Source organism: Paenibacillus sp. FSL W7-1088 (assembly GCF_037969855.1).
Lineage (GTDB): Bacteria > Bacillota > Bacilli > Paenibacillales > Paenibacillaceae > Paenibacillus.
On sequence record NZ_CP150216.1, the window covers coordinates 885,375 to 904,991 of the forward strand.

The 19,617-nt window shown below is 44.9% G+C and carries 18 protein-coding genes; 14 read left to right on the forward strand and 4 right to left on the reverse strand.

What is annotated here, in order from left to right:
* Window positions 1-253: 253 nt before the first annotated feature.
* Genes bioA through bioC form a run of 6 tightly spaced genes read left to right on the forward strand, consistent with a single transcriptional unit; the run spans window position 254 to window position 6,174 of the window.
* On the forward strand, window positions 254-1,612 hold the full coding sequence (gene bioA, locus MKY42_RS04090) for an adenosylmethionine--8-amino-7-oxononanoate transaminase (protein WP_339848787.1): 1,359 nt from the start codon (window positions 254-256) through the stop codon (window positions 1,610-1,612).
* Window positions 1,609-2,343: a dethiobiotin synthase gene (bioD, locus tag MKY42_RS04095; protein ID WP_179261696.1), complete on the forward strand. Its 735-nt coding sequence runs from the start codon at window positions 1,609-1,611 to the stop codon at window positions 2,341-2,343. The genes bioA and bioD overlap by 4 nt, the downstream gene beginning before the upstream one ends.
* Window positions 2,340-3,344 (forward strand): biotin synthase BioB, encoded by a 1,005-nt coding sequence (gene bioB, locus MKY42_RS04100; protein WP_339848792.1) that lies wholly within the window; start codon window positions 2,340-2,342, stop codon window positions 3,342-3,344. The genes bioD and bioB overlap by 4 nt, the downstream gene beginning before the upstream one ends.
* A gap of 13 nt (window positions 3,345-3,357) precedes the next feature.
* Window positions 3,358-4,536, forward strand: a complete 1,179-nt coding sequence (gene bioF, locus MKY42_RS04105) for an 8-amino-7-oxononanoate synthase (protein ID WP_339848794.1) — start codon at window positions 3,358-3,360, stop codon at window positions 4,534-4,536.
* Window positions 4,533-5,324 (forward strand): alpha/beta fold hydrolase, encoded by a 792-nt coding sequence (locus tag MKY42_RS04110; RefSeq protein ID WP_339848797.1) that lies wholly within the window; start codon window positions 4,533-4,535, stop codon window positions 5,322-5,324. The genes bioF and MKY42_RS04110 overlap by 4 nt, the downstream gene beginning before the upstream one ends.
* On the forward strand, window positions 5,311-6,174 hold the full coding sequence (bioC, locus tag MKY42_RS04115; RefSeq protein ID WP_179261690.1) for a malonyl-ACP O-methyltransferase BioC: 864 nt from the start codon (window positions 5,311-5,313) through the stop codon (window positions 6,172-6,174). The genes MKY42_RS04110 and bioC overlap by 14 nt, the downstream gene beginning before the upstream one ends.
* On the opposite strand, the gene MKY42_RS04120 is transcribed toward bioC, so the two are convergent.
* Complete coding sequence (locus MKY42_RS04120; RefSeq protein ID WP_179261688.1) at window positions 6,171-6,737, reverse strand: TetR/AcrR family transcriptional regulator; 567 nt, start codon at window positions 6,735-6,737, stop codon at window positions 6,171-6,173. The genes bioC and MKY42_RS04120 overlap by 4 nt on opposite strands.
* Window positions 6,738-6,905: 168 nt before the next feature.
* Here MKY42_RS04120 and MKY42_RS04125 point away from each other — a divergent pair, with 168 nt between their 5' ends.
* Both MKY42_RS04125 and MKY42_RS04130 read left to right on the forward strand, forming a co-directional pair.
* A complete protein-coding gene (locus MKY42_RS04125) occupies window positions 6,906-7,829 on the forward strand; it encodes a 2-dehydropantoate 2-reductase N-terminal domain-containing protein (protein WP_339848802.1) in 924 nt (307 codons plus the stop codon).
* Window positions 7,830-7,918: 89 nt separating this feature from the next.
* On the forward strand, window positions 7,919-8,335 hold the full coding sequence (locus MKY42_RS04130) for a DUF4395 domain-containing protein (RefSeq protein ID WP_339848805.1): 417 nt from the start codon (window positions 7,919-7,921) through the stop codon (window positions 8,333-8,335).
* A 175-nt stretch (window positions 8,336-8,510) separates the two neighbouring features.
* Here the strand turns inward: MKY42_RS04130 and MKY42_RS04135 are convergent, their stop codons facing one another.
* Complete coding sequence (locus MKY42_RS04135; RefSeq protein ID WP_339848807.1) at window positions 8,511-9,227, reverse strand: NPP1 family protein; 717 nt, start codon at window positions 9,225-9,227, stop codon at window positions 8,511-8,513.
* A gap of 608 nt (window positions 9,228-9,835) precedes the next feature.
* On the opposite strand from MKY42_RS04135, the gene MKY42_RS04140 reads away from it, so the two are divergent.
* Together MKY42_RS04140 and rlmD are read left to right on the forward strand one after the other, a co-directional pair.
* The gene (locus MKY42_RS04140) at window positions 9,836-10,717 is read left to right on the forward strand and encodes a diacylglycerol kinase (RefSeq protein WP_063568189.1); all 882 of its coding nucleotides are present in this window, start codon (window positions 9,836-9,838) and stop codon (window positions 10,715-10,717) included.
* A 102-nt stretch (window positions 10,718-10,819) separates the two neighbouring features.
* Window positions 10,820-12,469 carry a 23S rRNA (uracil(1939)-C(5))-methyltransferase RlmD gene (rlmD, locus tag MKY42_RS04145; RefSeq protein ID WP_339848811.1) on the forward strand — a complete coding sequence of 550 codons (1,650 nt, stop codon included), beginning with the start codon at window positions 10,820-10,822 and terminating at the stop codon, window positions 12,467-12,469.
* Between the two features lie 681 nt (window positions 12,470-13,150).
* On the opposite strand, the gene MKY42_RS04150 is transcribed toward rlmD, so the two are convergent.
* Together MKY42_RS04150 and MKY42_RS04155 are read right to left on the reverse strand one after the other, a co-directional pair.
* Entirely contained in the window at window positions 13,151-13,570 is a 420-nt protein-coding gene (locus tag MKY42_RS04150) for a Shedu anti-phage system protein SduA domain-containing protein (protein ID WP_090904858.1), read from the reverse strand.
* Window positions 13,503-13,958, reverse strand: a complete 456-nt coding sequence (locus tag MKY42_RS04155) for a hypothetical protein (protein WP_090904857.1) — start codon at window positions 13,956-13,958, stop codon at window positions 13,503-13,505. Before MKY42_RS04155 ends, MKY42_RS04150 begins: the two co-directional genes overlap by 68 nt.
* 114 nt (window positions 13,959-14,072) lie before the next feature.
* Between MKY42_RS04155 and MKY42_RS04160 the strand changes: the two genes are divergently transcribed.
* From MKY42_RS04160 to MKY42_RS04175, 4 genes are all read left to right on the forward strand, one after another.
* Window positions 14,073-14,741 carry an abortive infection family protein gene (locus MKY42_RS04160; protein WP_090904856.1) on the forward strand — a complete coding sequence of 223 codons (669 nt, stop codon included), beginning with the start codon at window positions 14,073-14,075 and terminating at the stop codon, window positions 14,739-14,741.
* 661 nt (window positions 14,742-15,402) lie between these two features.
* Window positions 15,403-15,873 carry a hypothetical protein gene (locus MKY42_RS04165; protein ID WP_218152293.1) on the forward strand — a complete coding sequence of 157 codons (471 nt, stop codon included), beginning with the start codon at window positions 15,403-15,405 and terminating at the stop codon, window positions 15,871-15,873.
* Window positions 15,874-15,928: 55 nt separating this feature from the next.
* Window positions 15,929-17,449 carry a DUF262 domain-containing protein gene (locus MKY42_RS04170; protein WP_090904855.1) on the forward strand — a complete coding sequence of 507 codons (1,521 nt, stop codon included), beginning with the start codon at window positions 15,929-15,931 and terminating at the stop codon, window positions 17,447-17,449.
* Window positions 17,446-19,473, forward strand: coding sequence for a DUF262 domain-containing protein (locus tag MKY42_RS04175; protein WP_177185922.1), 2,028 nt, complete (start codon window positions 17,446-17,448; stop codon window positions 19,471-19,473). The genes MKY42_RS04170 and MKY42_RS04175 overlap by 4 nt, the downstream gene beginning before the upstream one ends.
* Window positions 19,474-19,617 lie beyond the last annotated feature (144 nt).

Below are 19,617 nucleotides of genomic sequence, written 5' to 3' on the forward strand. Positions count from 1 at the left end.
GTTTTTTTTGTTTTTGTATGTAATTTAGACCAAACACGCCGAAGCAGGCGTGTTTTTTTGTATTAGGCAAACCCTCTACGAGGGGAAACTTCGAGTTCAATCCATGCAGACAGAGTGAAGACAGAGGATTCTAACTCTGAAATGATTCTCTTTACAGGAAAGTTTTTGTCTGATAAGATGTCAACATTCAATTGTTAACCTAAATAATATTTTTGGTTAACAATTGAAATGCTCTTACGGAAGGTGATATCTTGTGACACATTATGAACGGCTTGCAGCCAAAAATAAGGCTCATTTATGGAACCCTTTTACGCAAATGAAAGATTACAATAACTCTGATCCTCTCATCATTGAACGAGGCGAAGGCGTCATGCTGTATGACGTCCAGGGACGTGCTTATTATGATGGCTTCTCCTCGGTTTGGCTTAATGTTCACGGACATAACATACCCGAGCTGAACCAAGCTATAACGGATCAGTTGGAACGTGTTGCACATTCTACGTTACTCGGAATGGCTAATGTGCCAGCTATTGAACTTGCTGAGAAACTAGTAGAGATTTCCCCAGAGGGATTAAATAAAGTATTTTATTCCGATTCGGGAGCAACCGGTGTCGAGATCGCGGTGAAAATGGCGTTTCAATACTGGAAGAACCGAGGAGAAACCGGTAAAACGAAGTTTATCACGATGAATCAAGCCTATCACGGAGATACGATTGGTGCGGTAAGTGTCGGTGCAATTCCGTTGTACCACGATGTGTTCCGTCCCATGCTGTTTCCTACTCATGTCATTCCATATCCTTACGTTTACCGACATGAGGACGGCGAACGGGAAGCAATGGAAGCTACGTTAACCGCATTACGTAATGTACTTGAAACGAGTGCAGATGAAATCGCGGCTATTATCGTGGAGCCGATTGTGCAAGGAGCTAGTGGCATCCTGATTATGCCAGAGGGCTGTCTCCGCGAGATGGCAGCACTTTGCCGTACATATGGTGTATTGTTCATAGCCGATGAGGTGGCGACAGGCTTCGGTAGGACAGGTGCGATGTTTGCTTGTGATCTCGAAGAAGTGTCACCTGACTTGATGGTGATAGGCAAAGGTCTTACAGGCGGTTACTTACCTGTGGCTGCGACACTGGCAACAGATGAGGTGTACAACGCATTTTATGCCGATTATGAGGAGCAAAAAACATTTTTCCACGGTCATTCCTTCACAGGTAACCCGCTCGGCTGCGCTGTTGCTTTGGCTAACTTGAAACGATTTGAAGAGCGCAACCTGGTGGAAGGTGTAAGAGCAAAGGCGGCTTTTGTCGAGCAGAAGCTCTCAGTACTTAAAGGTTCTCCGCACGTCGGGGATATCAGGCAAAAGGGATTGATGTTAGGAATTGAGCTTGTACGGGATAAAGCAACTCGGGAACCGTACGATTGGGCCGAACGAATTGGTGTTCGGGTAACGGAGCGGGCCAGAGAGCTTGGCATGCTTACGAGACCCCTTGGCAATGTTGTTGTGTTCATGCCTCCTCTCGCTAGCACAGAAGCTGAGCTTGAAGCAATGATTGATATCTTGATGCAATCCATTGTTGACGTTACCGAAGGTGGTTCGAAATCATGAATGTATTTCCCGGATTATTTGTAACTGGTACGGACACAGGGGTTGGAAAAACAATCGTTACAGGGGCTCTTGTTGCTGCGCTTCGTGCTGAAAAGCGGAATATAGGCGTCTGGAAGCCTGTGCAATCCGGTGCACTTCTTGGCAGTGGAGAAACCGATGCAGAACGCCTGTTGCAATACACCGGAATTGATGAGCGTGCCGAGCATGTGGCGCCATTTACGTTCCAAGCTCCACTGACCCCGATGCTAGCTGCCAAGCAGGATGAGGTGGAAATTACGCTACAGGAAATAATCAGTGCGGGTCAGCCGCTGGCAGATCGATACGAATCGGTACTCATTGAAGGAGCAGGCGGTGTCGCTGTCCCTCTGACCGAAGACTCTTTTGTGGTGGATTTGATCTCGAAGCTACGGACACCGGCCCTGATCGTTGCACGGACAGGTTTAGGTACGATTAATCATACACTTCTTACAGTGTCATACCTGCAGCAGCATGGGATTAAGATCGTAGGTTTTATTCTGAACGATGGTGAATCTGACGAGATTTATAACGACTCCAGCATCACAACAAACGCGGAGCTGATTGAACGTTATTGCGGCATCCCCTTTCTTGGACGTTTTCCTCGCTTAATGGACGAAATAAATACAGAATTGTTGATCCAGGTCATTCGAGAGACGATCCAGTTAACACCGATCAGACAGGCATTAACAGTTCAATCCATGGAGGAGGAATGAAGTTGAAAACAACGGTAACTAATCTAGAATGGTCGTCGCTTGCGAATCGATCGTTGAATGGCGAATGTTTAACAATGGAAGAGGGACTTGCCGTGCTTGAAGCAAGCGGCGATGAGGTATTGCCGCTGATGCAAGCGGCTTTCCAAGTGAGGCAATATTTTTACGGCAAAAAAGTGAAGCTGAATATGATTATCAACGCCAAAAGCGGCTATTGTCCCGAAGACTGCGGCTATTGCTCACAATCCATCGTATCCACCGCTCCCATCCAGAAATACAGCTTGCTCGACAAAGAAACGTTGCTTGCAGGAGCACATGAAGCTATGGCGCGTAAAGCAGGAACCTATTGCATTGTAGCTTCAGGCAAAGGTCCCACGAATAAAGAGCTGGATCAAGTGGTTGAGGCGGTAAAAGAAATCCGTGAAACGATGCCACTTAAAATCTGTGCTTGTCTAGGAATCTTGAAGGACGATCAAGCAGAACGTTTGGCTGAAGCAGGCGTGCACCGATATAATCACAACTTGAACACAAGTAAGGCCAATTATCCATCGATAACCACAACGCATACCTATGACCAGCGAATTGAAACCGTGGAAAAGGTAAAAGCATACGGCATGTCTCCCTGTTCCGGTGTCATTATTGGTATGGGTGAGAGTAATCAGGAAATTGTTGAGATGGCTTTCGCGCTCCGTAAGCTTGATGCGGATTCAATTCCGATTAATTTCCTGAATGCAATACCGGGGACCCCTCTGGAAGGAGCAGGACGCACTCCGGCTATGAAGGCGCTTAAGGTACTGGCACTATTTCGGCTCATCTGTCCGTCTAAAGAGATTCGTGTTGCGGGTGGACGCGAGATCAACCTCCGTACATTGCAACCTTTGTCCCTGTATGCTGCTAATTCACTCTTTGTAGGTGACTATTTAACAACAGCAGGTCAGGAAATATCGAATGATCATCAAATGATTGAAGATTTGGGTTTTGAAATTGAGTTAAATGCACTTTAAGGCGGTATGGACTATGAATTGGATGGAAAAAGAACTTGCGGTATTGGCTGATGTCTCCAATGAACGTTACTTACGTGACAGTGCTGCGGTTCCAGATCGTCCTGGTTATACGTGGAGAGGAGACCGGGTGCTCCTCAACCTGGCCTCCAATGACTACCTGGGACTTGCTCGACATCCCGCTATCATCGATACCATTCGCGAGGCGCTTCTTATCGAAGGAGGAGGCTCGGGAGCATCTCGTCTTGTTACTGGGAGTCGACCGCTTTATGGCCGTCTGGAAGAAGCGCTGGCCACTTGGCAGCATAGTGAAGCTGCGCTTGTTTTTGCAAATGGTTATATGGCTAATTCTGGTGTCATTCGCGCACTCGTGGGCCGAGGTGATGTGGTTTTTAGTGATCAATTAAACCATGCCAGCATCGTGGACGGTATTGTGCTGAGCCGCGCGGAACATGCCCGGTATCGGCATCATGATATGGAGCATCTGAAGCTATTATTGAACAAACATCGGGATAAACGGCGTAAGCTGATTGTCACGGATGCCGTCTTTTCAATGGATGGTGATCAAGCACACTTGAAAGAGCTCGTTGCGCTCAAACAAGAATACGGGGCCATGCTGATGGTGGATGAGGCGCACAGTGGGGGCATCTACGGGAAACGGGGTGAAGGACTGTGCTTTAAGCTTGGTCTGCATCATGATGTGGATGTGCATATGGGGACGTTTAGCAAATCATTCGGTTTATATGGAGCTTATGTCTGTGGCAGCCGAACATTAATCCGCTTTCTCATCAACAAAGCAAGACCACTTATCTATTCAACGGCATTGCCGCCTTCTCTCGTAGCTGGTATTTCAACAGCGTTAACTTTGGTACAAGCAGACCATTGGCGCCGCGAACGCCTCTACTTGGCAAGTCAATTATTTCGTTCTTCGCTTAGGGATGCCGGATTTCACGTTGGGACCGGGGATTCCCCTATTGTGCCGATCATTGTCGGTGATAACGAAGGGGCTCTTCGTTTCAGTGAGGCACTTGAAGCAGGCGGTATTGCTGGGATTGCCATCCGACCGCCTACCGTTCCTGATGGCACAGCGCGAATTCGCTTCTCCTTATTGGCCGACCATACCCCTAAGGAACTGAATGATGCCAGCGCACAAATCTGCAAAATCGGGCTTCAGTTAGGGGTGCTGAGCTCATGAATGCCTTGGATAATAATCCGCTGCAAATCGAGCAAGAGACTAGTGGAACTATATTATGGCTAACGGGATGGAGCATGCCAGATGCGGTGTTTGACCGTCTTCGCTTGTTGTTGCCTGATTTTCGTCATATGTCTGTAGATTATAGTGCTGCGGATTCTCCAGAGGAACTGCTGTGTTTAACTGAAACAGCAGTTAAGGACATGTTAGATATTGAAGGGTCAGCTTGCAGGGAGAGAGTAGCCCATGGTCCGCTTTTGATATCAGGTTGGTCGCTCGGAGGTTTACTGGCGCTCAGACTAGCGGCTAAAGGTTACGCAGATGGCCTTGTGCTGTTCGGTGCAACGGCTCGTTTTACCCGCTCAAAAGAAGAGTTTGACCGCGGCATAGCAGATGCATACGTTAGGCAGATGATCAAAGGGATGTTAAAGGATCGACACGCAGTGGAAGCCAATTTTCGAAAGATTATGTTTACGGAGCAAGAATGGGAGGCGGGTCTTGCTGAACGTCTACCTCATACGGGGAGCTGGACAACGGAAGCACTACTCGCAGGTCTCCAGATTTTACGAAGCGAGGAATGCTTGTCTCAATTGCCCCATATCGATAGTCAGGTTCTTCTTATTCATGGGACTGAGGATAAGATATGTCCTTATGGTGCTGGATTGGAGCTTATGAATCAATTACCCCATGCCAAGTTAATTACATTAACCGCCTGCGGACATGCACCTTTTTTGGGAAAGGAAGTACACATTGCTGATGAATGGAGGAGATGGTGGCATGACCATTGGTAGAAGCCGTGCGGTTCAACGCCAATTTAATCGTAGTGCCACTTCTTATGATGCACATGCTCATATTCAGCGTTCTATGGCTGAGCAGCTAGCAAGATCCCTCGCTGAATGGAGGAACAGAAGGTTCTTAAGTGATCCAAGCATTCTCGAAATCGGTTGTGGCACGGGGGCTTTGACTCAAATTCTGGTGAATGAATGGCCTAATGCCAATATTACTGCACTTGATATTGCATCCGAGATGATTGAAGTGGCTTCAAAACGGTTCCGATCAGCAGAGCATCCAGGTACTGCAAATTGCAAAATGGATAATTTACGTTTTCTACAAGCAGATATCGAAATGTGGGCCGTAAATGCTCCGGAGTGCTCAGTGGATATCATCGTCTCCAACGCCTGTTTTCAATGGCTAAGTTCGCCGAAGGAAACACTGGGTCACCTGCGGCGAATGCTGCGCCCAGGGGGTGTGCTCATATTTACGACCTTCGGGCCTGATACATTTCGTGAGATGCATGAGGCATTTGATAAAGTTTATCATGCCAACGGGATGGAACCACAGCGACATGGACTTTCGTTTCATGCACCTGCTCAATGGGAGATCATGCTTCAGGAATCCGGGTATTCTGGTTTCCGTTGTGAGCGTTCGATGCATATGGAAAAGTATGCTTCCGCGAGAGATTTTCTTTATACAGTTAAAGGAATGGGAGCCAGCACTTCAGAAGCAGCAACGGTATCCGGGTACAGCTTGCGGCGATTGTTCACCAACATGTATAAGGAGTACGAGGATAAGTTCAGCATACAGGGAGGCGTCGCAGCGACGTACGATCTTCTACTCATTCAATCCGTAGCTCCTTATTAACCCTTTACCTGAGAAGGAACAATCAGATGAAGCTCCAGCAAAGACATCAGTTCTTCAACAATCTGTTCGGCTGGATAAGGCATGGAATTCATGATCCACCATTCCAGCAGGCCTGCGGAGGCACAGGCCAGAAATTGTACAGTGATTTCCCGGTTAATCCCTTTGTGAATGCCACACGCATCAACCTGCTCTTCGACCCCCTGAACCAGGAGCGTCATCATCCGATTCCGGAAGGCGGGAATGCCTTTTTGGGTTAATAGCGTGGTATACACGGGGGCGTGCTGCTCCAGGTAACGGAAGGTTCGGAGCAATGCCTCCTTGACAGTCATGGGCGTGGTAGGGCTCTCCACCATACAGCTCTCCACCAGCTGCTGCAAATACGTCTCAATGCTTTGATCCAGCAGATCGAACTTGTCCGTGTAGTGCAAATAGACGGTACCGCGGTTCACATCGGCCCGATCAGCAATGTCATTAATCGTAATTTGCTCAAAATCCTGCTCTTTCAACAGCCCGATCAATGCCTCGGTTATGGCTTTTCTTGTCTTGACAACTCGTCTGTCCATGGCTCCTCCTTTGATGTTTTCAACAATATGGGTTCATTCGTTGATTATTCAACAAAAACGGATATTTTAGCGATTGAAGCGCTGCAGATGCTTTGTTACTCTTATTTTATCAACAAATGTTGATAAAGCAACGAATATCTATAAAATTTTGAAATAGAGGGATAACTAATGAACATATTAGTGTATGGTGCAGGCGTCTTGGGCAGTCAGTTGGCGCAGGTTCTGGTACGTGGGGGAAATGACGTCACCATTCTGGCTAGAGGGAAGCGGGCAGAGGAACTGGAGAGGGATGGCATTGTCATTCGTCATGTGTTCCAGTTTAGAACGACCGTTGACCCGGTGCGGGTAACAAGAACGTTGGAAGAGAATGATCACTATGATCTTATTTTTGTGGTTATGAAATATAACGATTTTCCATCAGTGCTGCCTATTTTGGCGGCCAATCAGAGCAGGAATGTGGTGATTGTCGGTAACAATGCAGATGCACGAAGCATGCAACTCTTTTTGGAGGAAAACAGCAAGGTGGAAAAGAAAGTCGCATTTGGTTTTCATATCAGCGGCGGGCGGCGGCAAGAAGACCGTATGTTATCCATTGGTGGAGCAAGCGGGCAAATGGTGATTGGTGGGCTGGATAGCGAGATTGCCTTTAAATCCATACTGGATCAAGCTTTTGAGAAGACGAAATACAAGTTGAATTACCTGGATGATATTGATGCCTGGCTGAAAAGCCATATTGTGCCCATTCTGATGCTTAATGCGGTGAGCTTTAATGAGAAGCGTGAGATGATCCAGCTGGACGGGAACAGAAAGCAAATCCAGCATATGATTGGGGCGATGGATGAGGGCTTTCGCGTGCTTGAGGCCATGGGCATAACGATTATACCCGAGATTCAGGCTAAACTGATTCGCAAGCATCAACGGATGTTTTACCTTCTGTTGAAATTATATAGTATGCTTCCGATCTATAAACTGGTTGCGGGTTCTTTTTGGGAGATCGAGGCGTTAGATCATGCATTTACCGATTGGAAAAAGGCCACAGGTGTACCAACACCGCATTGGGAGATCTTGAAAAGGGACTATTCCATCTTATAAGCATGATCAAAGCAACTTCCTATTGCTCTTACTTCATTTACAGACTACAATTAAACCAACTAATAAAATGGGGATAAGGTGATATACAGATGCGGGAAGTGCCTATGCGCTATGTCAAAGCGAACCAGATTGGGATTGTGCTATTTGTTGTCCTGTCATTTCTGTTCAACCAGCCGTTAATTCTGGGGGCGTTATGGATCATCCAAGTTGTCGGCCTGGCATCCGGAGGCAAGCTTAATCTGTTTGTACAGATTGGGAAGGCCGTGTTAACGGGAAAAGGGTCAGAGACACAGGCAGTGGAACTGCAACGCTTCAACAATGTTCTGGCCGTATTGTTTCTCACGTTGGCACTTGTCTCATTCGGTCTTGGCTGGCAGGTAGCGGGCTATATTTTCTCGTCGATGCTTCTCCTCGCTGCAAGTGCCGCATTGCTCGGTTACTGTGTGGGCTGCACCGTATATTTTTGGTATAAACAGCTCCGTGCTGGCAGAAAGATTGGCTTTTAAACTATATGTGATTGCAAAAACAATCCCCTCCAAGTTCTGTGTCTACTTGAAGGGGATTTTACTTTTTTTCAAAAGAGGATGGCGGTTAATTCTGTTCTCTGCACGAAACATGTATTCAAATGGAGAGAGAAAGACCTTTTTGTGACAACTCCCATGCCTAAAGGCAGAGGAGTTGTCACCTAAACCAGGCCTTGTTTAAATTGTTGATAAAATTACTATCGTTCAAAGGAACATTGGCACTGCCAAAATCGGTTGTATTCAGCGCATTGCGGGCCGCAGACGTCAGATCATCCCAACCGATCAAAGGCTGCATTCCACCGACGGTTCCAGTAACACCAAGCTCATGGTTTAGAGGCCAGGTACTGTTGTAACTAATCAAAGGATTCGTACCGTTCAGGTTCGTATTACTTGGTGCAACATTCGTGAACTGCCCATGTCCTGAATAGGCGATGGAGAGAATTTGAGGATTTGGTGCTGCGGGATTGTCTACCCATACAACGATACCTTCCCAGTCATGACGATGGCCGAGGCCGGAGGAAGGGGAGTCTTTCGGGAAGTACCATGCGTACATAATAGCCCATACGCCATTATGCCATGCCGAACGGGAGTACACTTGGCCTGTGCTTGAGCTGCAATTTCCACTAGGTGAACCGGAGGTCTGCAAGCCTGCATTGGTATTGCCCTGTTGATCCACGGCGGGGAATGGAACACATCCATGGTAGACTTTTAGGTAGGGTTGGAAACGCTTGGCTGCGATTTGGGTGACTGTGACGGGACTTACTTCCTGGAATCCGACAACCTGATCATGGTTAATGACTGCGGCTTCAACGGCTGTAATAAAGGGAAAAAAGGCTAAGATCGATATCATGAGCAATAAAACGAGTTTTTTCATTCGGTGATCTCCTTCATGGATATGGTATTGGAATGTGTTGAGGATGCACTAAGACTATATTGGAAAAGGTTTCATTTTATTTGTCATCTCATTCAGGTTATTGTGAATTTTTTGCAGGATATGTGTTCTCATGATTTGAGAGGGTATAAGACTATTTCCGGCCCAAGCGGGCAGAATGGTGATGAATGGTTATAATTTACAGCAAATCCATAGGATTAGATTCAAGAGGAGTGCCAGAGGTTTATTTTGTAAAGGATAGGCAAGCTCGGAAGTGAACAGAAAGTATGTTGTCATTGCTGGAATGAGGTAATTCTTGAGGGTTTATCGTTATTGTTATCCAGATGTAAAATTTCACTATAGTATATATGAAAATAATTACTTATGTATCACAGGCTAGGACATCTTCACATTTGATGATATGATAGTACATAAAGGCTTTGGAATGAGACGGAATTCCTTATGCATATATATAAGTAGAGAAAAGTGTTGGGGCAGGATTAACGGACGTGAGTCATTGTGTAAAATGATGCCGACTGCGATCACTCTCAGATAGTAAGAAAATGAGGTCGTTCAGACTCATGGATAATGTGGAATAGGTGGCGTATGAGATGAAAAAAGCTCGCTTGATATATAATCCGACCTCAGGCCGGGAAGAAATGAAGAAACGTCTGGCTGATATTTTGCAGCGTTTGGATCAAGGTGGTATCGAAGCCTCGTGTCACGCAACAACGGGTGAAGGAGATGCAACCCGGGAAGCGGAGCTGGCGATTGAACGCGGATATGACATGATTATTGCCGCTGGCGGCGATGGTACATTGTATGAAGTCATTAACGGTATGGCCGAGCGGGAGAATCGTCCTCCGCTGGGTGTATTTCCGTTGGGAACGACCAATGATTTTGCGCGTGCGCTGGGTATTCCGAGGCAGTGGGAAGATTACGTGGATCTGGTCATCAACCAGCAGCTTCGTCCGCTCGATCTGGGCAAGGCGAATGATAAATATTTTATCAATATTGCAGGCGGGGGTTCGTTAACCGAACTGACCTATGAGGTGCCAAGCCGTCTGAAAACGATGATTGGGCAACTGGCCTACTATATGAAAGGTATTGAGAAAATGGCGAGCCTGTCTCCGCAGGAGCTGGTTATCCGTGCCGCGGGTCAGGAAGAAATTCATGATGAATTCATGCTGTTTCTCATTGCCAATACGAACTCCGTCGGGGGCTTCGAGAAGCTGGCTCCGGGTGCGACCATAGATGATGGCTTGTTCGATGTGATCGGTGTGCGCAAATGTAATCTGGCTGACATGATTCGCCTCGTAACCCTTGCGCTGCGTGGTGAACATCTGAATGACAAGAAGGTCGTTCATTTCCAAACGGATTATATGGAAGTAACGTCTCCGGGCTATGTGCAGTTGAACCTGGATGGTGAGCTGGGCGGTACATTGCCTGCGACATTCAAGAACTTGCGCCATCACCTGATGTTGTATCGTTAAGCGTAGTATGGATCGGGGTGTGATTTCCTGTTGCCGTGGGCAGTGGGATCACGTATAATCTCAGGGTGCCTGAAAATGAATGGAATCTCCCTTGTACAAGGGATGAACATATATGAAGAAAGAAGTGAATGTACGTTGTCTAATACGAACCGCAGCGGTCGTGGAAAAAACCGCCGGAATTCGGCTGCCTCTCAGGGGCAAGGGAATGCTTCAGCATCCCGTCAGCCAAGTCAAACATCTCGTCCATCTACACGTCAGCAAGGAAAAGAGGTGCGGCCACAAGGCGCATCTCTTTCTGCCGTTCGTCCAAAGGAGAGAGCGCGTGAATCTGCACCAATCGAAGGGCTGCCCGTTAGTAAAAATGAAGAAACCGTCATCGATATCATTGGCATGAACCATGACGGTGAAGGTGTCGGCCGTGCCAATGGATACACGCTCTTTGTGCAGGGTGCGCTTCCCGGTGAAACTGTGCGTGTGCGCGTGATGAAAACCAAAAAGCAGTACGGCTACGCCAAACTGCTGGAGATTGTGAAGGCCAGCCCGGATCGTGTATCCGCGCCTTGCCCGATCTACGATCAATGCGGCGGATGTCAGATCCAGCATATGAGTTACGCTGGACAGCTTGCGTGGAAACGCCAGCTGGTAGTGGATAATTTGCAGCGGATTGGGAAGTTGAATGTGTTGGTGGAGGATGCGGAAGGTGCCGAGCAACAAGGCATTCGTGTGCTGCCTACCATGGGCATGGACGAGCCATGGCGTTATCGCAACAAGGCACAGGTGCCTATCGGTGCAGCCGATGGAGGCTTAGTGGGTGGTTTTTACGCCAAAGGAAGTCATCGGATCATCGACATGGACATCTGCTTGATTCAGCATGAGCATAACGATGAAGTGGTGGCCAAGGTCAAGGAACTAGGAAGCCATCTCGGCATTAGCGCATACAATGAAGAAACAGGTCGCGGTCTGCTACGTCATGTGGTCGTGAAGAAGGCATTCCGTACAGGCGAGATGATGCTCGTTCTCGTCACCAATGGCCGTGACATTCCACACAAGGATGCATGGATCGGTAGTATCCGTGAAGCGATTCCGCATGTGGCGAGCATCTGCCAGAACGTGAACAAGAAGCAGACCAACGTCATCTTTGGCGATGAGACCCGCGTCCTGTGGGGACGTGATGTAATCTATGATTATATCGGGGATGTGCAGTTTGCCATCTCGGCACGTTCGTTCTATCAGGTGAATCCGGTGCAGACGGAAGTACTTTATGGGAAGACGGTGGAGTACGCAGGCTTGAGTGGTAAAGAGACGGTAATTGATGCCTACTGCGGCATCGGTACGATCTCTCTTTTCCTGGCGCAACATGCGGATCAGGTGTACGGGGTGGAGATTGTACCTGAAGCGATTGAAGATGCTCGCAGCAATGCGATGTTGAACGAGATGAAGAACGTCAAGTTCGAAGTTGGTGCTTCAGAGGACGTTATTCCACGCTGGAAAGAGCAAGGCATCGAAGCCGACGTCATCGTCGTCGATCCGCCGCGGAAGGGTTGCGATCCGCGTTTGCTGGATACGATTCTGGAAATGAAACCGGAGCGTGTGGTGTATGTGAGCTGTAATCCGAGTACGTTGGCACGTGATTTGAGAGTGCTGGAAGATGGCGGGTATAGAACGGTTGAGGTAACGCCGGTGGATATGTTCCCACATACGGTGCATGTAGAATCGGTAGCTTTGCTGGTGAGGGATGGTACAGATCATTGAGATTGCAGTAGTGGAGTGGATTATGGGAGTAGTACAGATGGGGTTGAAGTGTGAAACAGAGGCTTGAAAATAGTAGAGTTGACTGATTGTTGACGAAATAAATAGATTAATTGGGAGATGCCTGATTCTTGAATCGAGTAATTTCTATTATAAGGACAGGGTTCAAATCCCCTCGCCCCCACCAAATGGAAGCCCCGTCCTCGTCTGTGTTGACCACTGAGGATGGGGCTTTGTTTTGTTCGTAAATGTAGACAGCTTGTAGACAAAGGTTATGAATGGCTTGCATTATCTTGTCTTCCTGTAGACAAAATGTCTACAACAGATAACGGTTATTTATGCAGCTTGTTATAAATCTCAGCCGGAACTTGTGACAGGGGTGAAAAGTGCAGTCTGTCAACTTTACACAATGTCCGTTTCCTTTCGTTCCTCCCGGAGCGCAGCTTTATGAGGTTACCATGAGAAAGTCCATTATTGACGAAGTATTTCCCACGGAGCTGCTAAAGCCGGTGAATGAGTACCCACCGCCAATGGGAATCGTTCGTCCTGGCAGCTGCCAAACTTTAATGGGTAGGTCGCCTTTAGCCTATTTTACCTTACGGAAACATGCGTCACTAAAATTGATAAGGGCATTGTTCTAATTTCTTGGGCATGACTTGTCCCACTATAGTCATAATCGTATGTTCAGTAAGTATTTTGACCGATTTTTTCCTTAGCGTAGTCACACAGGTTATCGAAGTGAAGTATTTCAATACCATTAGTGCTTCTTAATTGCCTCTTATGCCAACGTGTAGTGTCGTTAAAATCGTCACGTCTACCCGCAACGACTGCGAAATGAAGACGGTATGGTTCGTAGGTCTTAAACTCGTTAGGCAGTTCCATGGTAGAATTTTTGTATTTATTGAATGTTTCTTCTAGCGTGGTGAAGTTGGCCGAAAGGTAACGTTTCCAATCGTTTACTTGTTTAATTCCTTTATTAAATGTCGCGCCCAAGTCTCCCGTTTGAACCGTTATATTTTTATACGGATTTTCTAACTCAACGAAAATAAACTCGTATCCGCCCGAGTTTTTGCCAATTATTAAATAGTCGACACGGGTATGTATTGCCTAACCAGAATTCGGGAATTACGTATACGTCATGGTGACCGAAGTCGTAACTTTTAAGTATATAAGCGATAATAAAATGCGCTTCATTATTCTTAATGTTAGCCATTAGCGTTGTTTCTGTCGCATTTGTAGCGTCTAGGTCAGCAATAAACTTTGCCAATAAATCGTTAAGCCGCGGTTCGTCTTTTAAGTCCACGGTGTCTAGATAGTGGTTAGGAAAGAAGCTTAGATAATGCCTAACCGCTTTTGGGTAGGTCAAGTAGTTAACTGCTTTTCTTAACTTGCTAGTGTTTCTCAGCTTTTCGGCGGCATCCATTTCGTCCCATGCTTTTCTTTCATCGTCAGTTAGTACGTTATAATCTCGTTGGTACAATGTCGCAGTCATGTTTATTAACTCTCACATTAGGTATTGATTCGTAATACTTCGATAAAAATGCCTTTTCCCTTCATTTCCCAACAAGTATAATGAAAAATATAGTACTTTCGTTGGGGGCGTAATATGTACGAAATTCAAATAGAGGTTGAGACGTTAAAGAACATTATGCTTTCTAAAGCGACTGGTGGAGTTGTAGATGGTAGAGAGTACCGTAGCTTAAGGGATAAGCTCGTTAAAAACGATAAGGTAAAGTCATTACTCCCTAAGTGTGTCGTTACCTGCCGTACGATTGACGAGTTTTGGGGGCATATGAAAGAGGTTGCAGGCTCTTACCAAGGTCGACGTGATTATTTACGCGACGAGTTCAACTCAATATTAGAATACCTCGAAAGCATGGCGGAAACACCGTCTGACAATATCATTCTAACTGCGTTGGACGGTAAGAACGGGGCTACATTTATTCAAGACGCATGGAGTAAAGCTCTAGAACGTCGGGATTCTGACCCCGAAGGGGCAATAACTTCCGCAAGGACGCTATTGGAATCGGTCTGTAAATTCATATTGGACGAAACAGGAGGATCATATGACGATAAAACCGACATGCCCCAGCTCTATAAAGGCGTTCATAAGGCGTTAAAACTTGCCCCCGACGACCATACGGAGGAAATATTCAAGCAAATCCTAGAGGCTTGTTCGTCAGTCGTGGGCGGGTTAGGCTCACTACGTAACAAGCTAAGTGACGCACAAGGGCGTGGCTCAAAAGCCTTAAATGTCTCAGGAACGTCCTTATAATGTAAAAAGAGACGCCCTATGTCGACGTCTCTTTACGGTTCTAACCGCTCTTATCACCGTTGATTTACGTATACCCGTTAGCGATTCTACTTGCGTGTATGAATTGGTAGCTAACAGTACTATAGCGTGGTCAATCTGTTTCTTGCCGAAACTTCTTAGGACGCCCTCAGAGTAATCATCACGCTGCCTAACGATAACCCTACGTACGTTCTACAAACATATCCCGCTCAAATTCAGCGAAGGGAAGCATTATTTTGAATAAGGCAACCTGTAGACGTATCCTCGACAAGTTCCATAAGACTTGGAACCTCCCTAGCCCCAGACCAAAGGGGGGAGAGAGGTATCAGCCGTGCGCCAAAGTGTTACAATTTGCATATATTTTTCCGTAATCTCGAAGGGGACGTTGGGAGGCAACCGAGCATGGGATGCGCTATCTCCAGATCCGTTTCTGAATCCTATGAAATACGATTTTCAGTGGCTGACAAGAGTGTTTGAATCGGTGAAACCTACTGATTGAAGAGGTGGGTTGATATGGGCTTCACTCGGGGCGAAGACGTTGGAATTGGTTCATGAGAATCTGCAAGTGGGAGAAGTACATGATGAATGGAAATTCTTACGATGGAGGCAGATTTAATCGAGAATTTATTCAAAACAAAAGGACTTGAGAAAGACAACGATCAAAGTTGAAATTGATTTGGTCGCGAAAATTCGCAAGCACAGTAATGATGTTAAATTCGTAAAGTTAGGAGAAAAACTTGAAAATCTCCGTGAGAGACACGAACAGGGGTTAATTACCAGCATTGAGTTTCTAAAGCTGTTACTAGAGCTTGCGCGGGAAGCTGCAGAAGCTGAAAAAGAAGTAGTGCCTGAGGAAGAAGTGGACAAAGGCAAAGCAGCATTGACAGAGCTCTTTGACGGGGTAAGGAATTCAAAGACACCAATTATCGTCGAGCGAATTGTTAACGATATAGATGATATCGTTAAGATTGTACGTTTCGATGGTTGGCAGGGTACGACTGCAGGAGAACAGGAAGTAAAGAAAGCTCTTCGGAGTGTTGTCTGGGTCAAGTACAAAATTAAAGACAAAGAGGTCTTTGATAAAGCTTATCTGTACATCGAGCAGTATTACTAATTCGAAGATAGAGTGTTGTTTAGCTATGACCAACCATTGTTAGGAGGTTAGAAAATTGGCAAATGGAGAAATGACAATACGAGAGCTGAAAGGTTACAATTTTTTCGTGCCTTCATATCAAAGGGGATACCGTTGGACCGAGGGTGAAGTAACAGCGCTACTTGATGATGTGTCCGAATTTTCTAACGAAGGCGATAAGATGTACTGTATTCAGCCACTTATAGTAAAGAGACGGGATGATGGTTCATTCGAAGTAGTAGACGGACAGCAACGCCTTACCACTATTTATATTTTTATGAAAATCGCTGCACAAGAAATTCGCTCTGCCGTGCCACCGTTTGAATTGAGTTACGAAACGCGTGAAAACAGCACTTCATTCTTAAAGAATTTATCGGACGACAACTACTCTGATAATTCAAACATAGACTTCTACCATATGGGACTTGCCTATAAAAATATGAATACATGGCTTGAATCTCAACCTGATAAGTCGGTTGCAATTCAAGAACTTAATACCAAAATCAGAAAGAGCGTTTTTTTTATATGGTATGAACTCCCTCAAGACAGTGACCCTATTACTATGTTCACAAAAGTGAATCTGGGTAAAATTTCACTCACTAATGGGGAGCTTATTAAAGCCTTACTCCTAAACAAAGATAACTTCGACACATCTGCAAATAAGCGCCAAACTGAGATTTCCTTAGCGTGGGACAGGATAGAGCAAGGATTACGCGATGATTCCTTTTGGTATTTCCTAAATGAAAAAGAGCAAAGCGGCACTCGTATTGATATGCTATTTGATTTGCTTGCAAAAGATTATAACAATAACACAAAAAATCCGATATCAACTAGCCAAAACTACTTTCCGTTTCTAGTATTCTCAGCAGCTTTGAAAAACGCTAAGGGAAGCGAAACTGATTTTGTCAATTACCTATGGAGTGATGTTGAAAAGTTATATGCAGAATTTCGCGATTGGTATAATGACTTAAATAAATATCATATAATCGGCTATCTAATAGCTACAGGCACAACGATTACAGAGATTTTTTCACTTACTCGCGGCAAACGAAAAAGCGAGGTTGCCACAGCTTTGCTCGCAAAGGCTAACATTAAGTATGATGACTTAGCCATACTAGCTCTTGATACAACTGCCCATAAGAGAAGAATTCGCCAGCTACTCTTGCTTTTCAACCTTGCAACACTTGTATGTAAAAGTGAAAAACAATATCGGTTCCCGTTTGATATTTATAAACGTGAAAAATGGGATATTGAGCATATCCATGCAACTGCAGATGAAACAGATGATGCAGATGACAGTTTCGGTAACCTTGCCTTGCTCGACTGTCACACAAATCGCAGTTATAAAGAAGCGCCATTCGTTGACAAACGCAAAATAATTATTGAACGTGAATCCAAGGGTCTTTTTGTGCCGCTATGTACAAAAAACGTCTTCTTGAAGGTGTATTCAAAAAATCTTGATGAAATGGATATATGGAACGAAAAAGACAAAGCGGATTATGTTTACGCTGTAACCCAAACGCTGAACTCATTCTTCAACGGGGGGGCAGGGCAGTGAGCGAAAAGACAATTCAAACCTTCTTAGAACTGCTTGATAAATATCAGGTTGAAGTTCCAATTATACAGCGAGATTACGCCCAAGGGCGACAAGATACCCATGTAAAAACCGTACGTTCAACTTTGCTCAATGACATGAGGGCTGCAATTCTGGGAGAAACACCGCCACTAGATCTTAACTTCGTGTATGGAAAAGTCGAAGGCGAAAAATTCATACCGATTGATGGGCAACAGCGGTTGACAACGCTCTTTTTGTTATACTTATTTGCTTTCCGCAATGACAGTACTAAAACACCGGTTTTAAATAAATTCAGATATGAAACCCGAATAACATCTCGAGAATTTTTGAAAGCATTGACTAATAACCGTGCTGCAATTTTTGAACCTAAAGCAAAACCATCCTCAGAGATAGAGGATTCTGAGTGGTTTGTTTCAGGTTGGATACACGACCCAACTATCCAATCTGTTCTTGTTATGCTCGACGAAATACAGGTAACATTCGGAAATGTAGAACACCTTGCTGAGAAACTATTAGATGTAGAAGTTAAACCTCTTACATTTAAATTTTTTGACATGCAGAAACTTGGCATGGAGGACAGCTTGTATATAAAACTAAATGCACGAGGAAAACCTCTGACAGAATTCGAGAATTTCAAAGCACGGTTAATCGGAAGGATGAAGAAGTTAGAACTACCATATATCAATAAGTTCGAACTTTATTTTGACACCGACTGGACGGACCTTTTTTGGGCAGAACACAAAGTTGATTTCGACCAGACGTATTATGCTTTCTTTGGTGTTTTGTTGATGAACAAAGGTATAATTCAAGACGATAAAAATTGGGCGAACAACCTGAACTATAGTAAGATTGATGCAGAAGTATATAAAAGGGCATATTATACTCTTAATTTTTTATGTAAATACCCTGACTATAAAGAAGTAAGTAATCTGATATTTAAAGCTTTGACCGAAGGGCGTACTTATTCTAATCGTGTATTGTTCCACGCTGTTACAACGTATTTGTTTAAGGCAAAGGGTATATATAACGGTTCATTGAATCAGTGGCTGAGGATAATAAAAAATCTAACGCTTAACAGCAGATTGGACGAAATCAATTTATACCGCAATGCGATCGAAAGTATTAACGCTCTCGCCGAAAATTGGAATAACTTACTTGTGTATTTTTCGGAAAATGGGAAGGTTTACGGTTTTAATCAACAACAAATAGCGGAGGAAAGAATAAAGGCACAGTTGATTATCGCCGATATGAGTTTTGCGAAAGAAATATATAAGGCAGAAGAACACCCATATTTCAGTGGACAGATTCGTTCAGCCCTATATCTTGCAAAGAATTCAGATAAAAAGTTTGAAAAAGAAAAATTCACAGAATACTGGAAGATAATGTCCGCCATGTTTGACAGTAATAAACCAAAGCATGGGCATTTATTACGCCGTGCATTACTTGCAATAGGGGATTACACACTCCCTGTAAGCCAATTTAAAACTCTGTGCGTTGATGACCCGAATGAAGCTGCAAGTACGCCCAGTTTGAAAACATTGTTCTCGAATTGTGGTAAAGTTGTTGGGCAACTGCTCGATGCACTTGATTCAAATTCCGATATTCAAGTACAATTGCGAGGAATAATTACAAAATCGGTAGTGTCTAAAAAAGATTGGCGCTACTGTTTAATTCGCTATCCAGAATTGTTTAATTGGATGAGTGTGTCTCACCTGCGATTGCGTGTGCTCCAAAACGAGATGCATCTCATACAAAACAAATGGTCAAATGGATACAACTATGCACTCTTCCTTTCGGCATTGTATGAGGAGTTGAAAAGCCGTAAGATAAAATCACAATTTGACGCTGAATTGGGGATTTATGTACAGCACTACCTATACGTTAAAGGATATACCGTAAGCTTTAGCAATGGGAAATTCACTGTTACAAACGGAACTAATAAGGTTGTGTATGAATCACAGACAGATGACCCGATTCTCGAAACGGCGGAATTTATCTCCAGGTGATTATACACTCCCTATCGACAATATACCTCGGATTAAGTGTTATCCTTAAGTTACAATAAAACTTGAGGAGGACATATAAAAAAACTCCACGACAGGTATATCTTTGTGGGTGAAGATATTATTATTTTTAGGAACATCAATTAA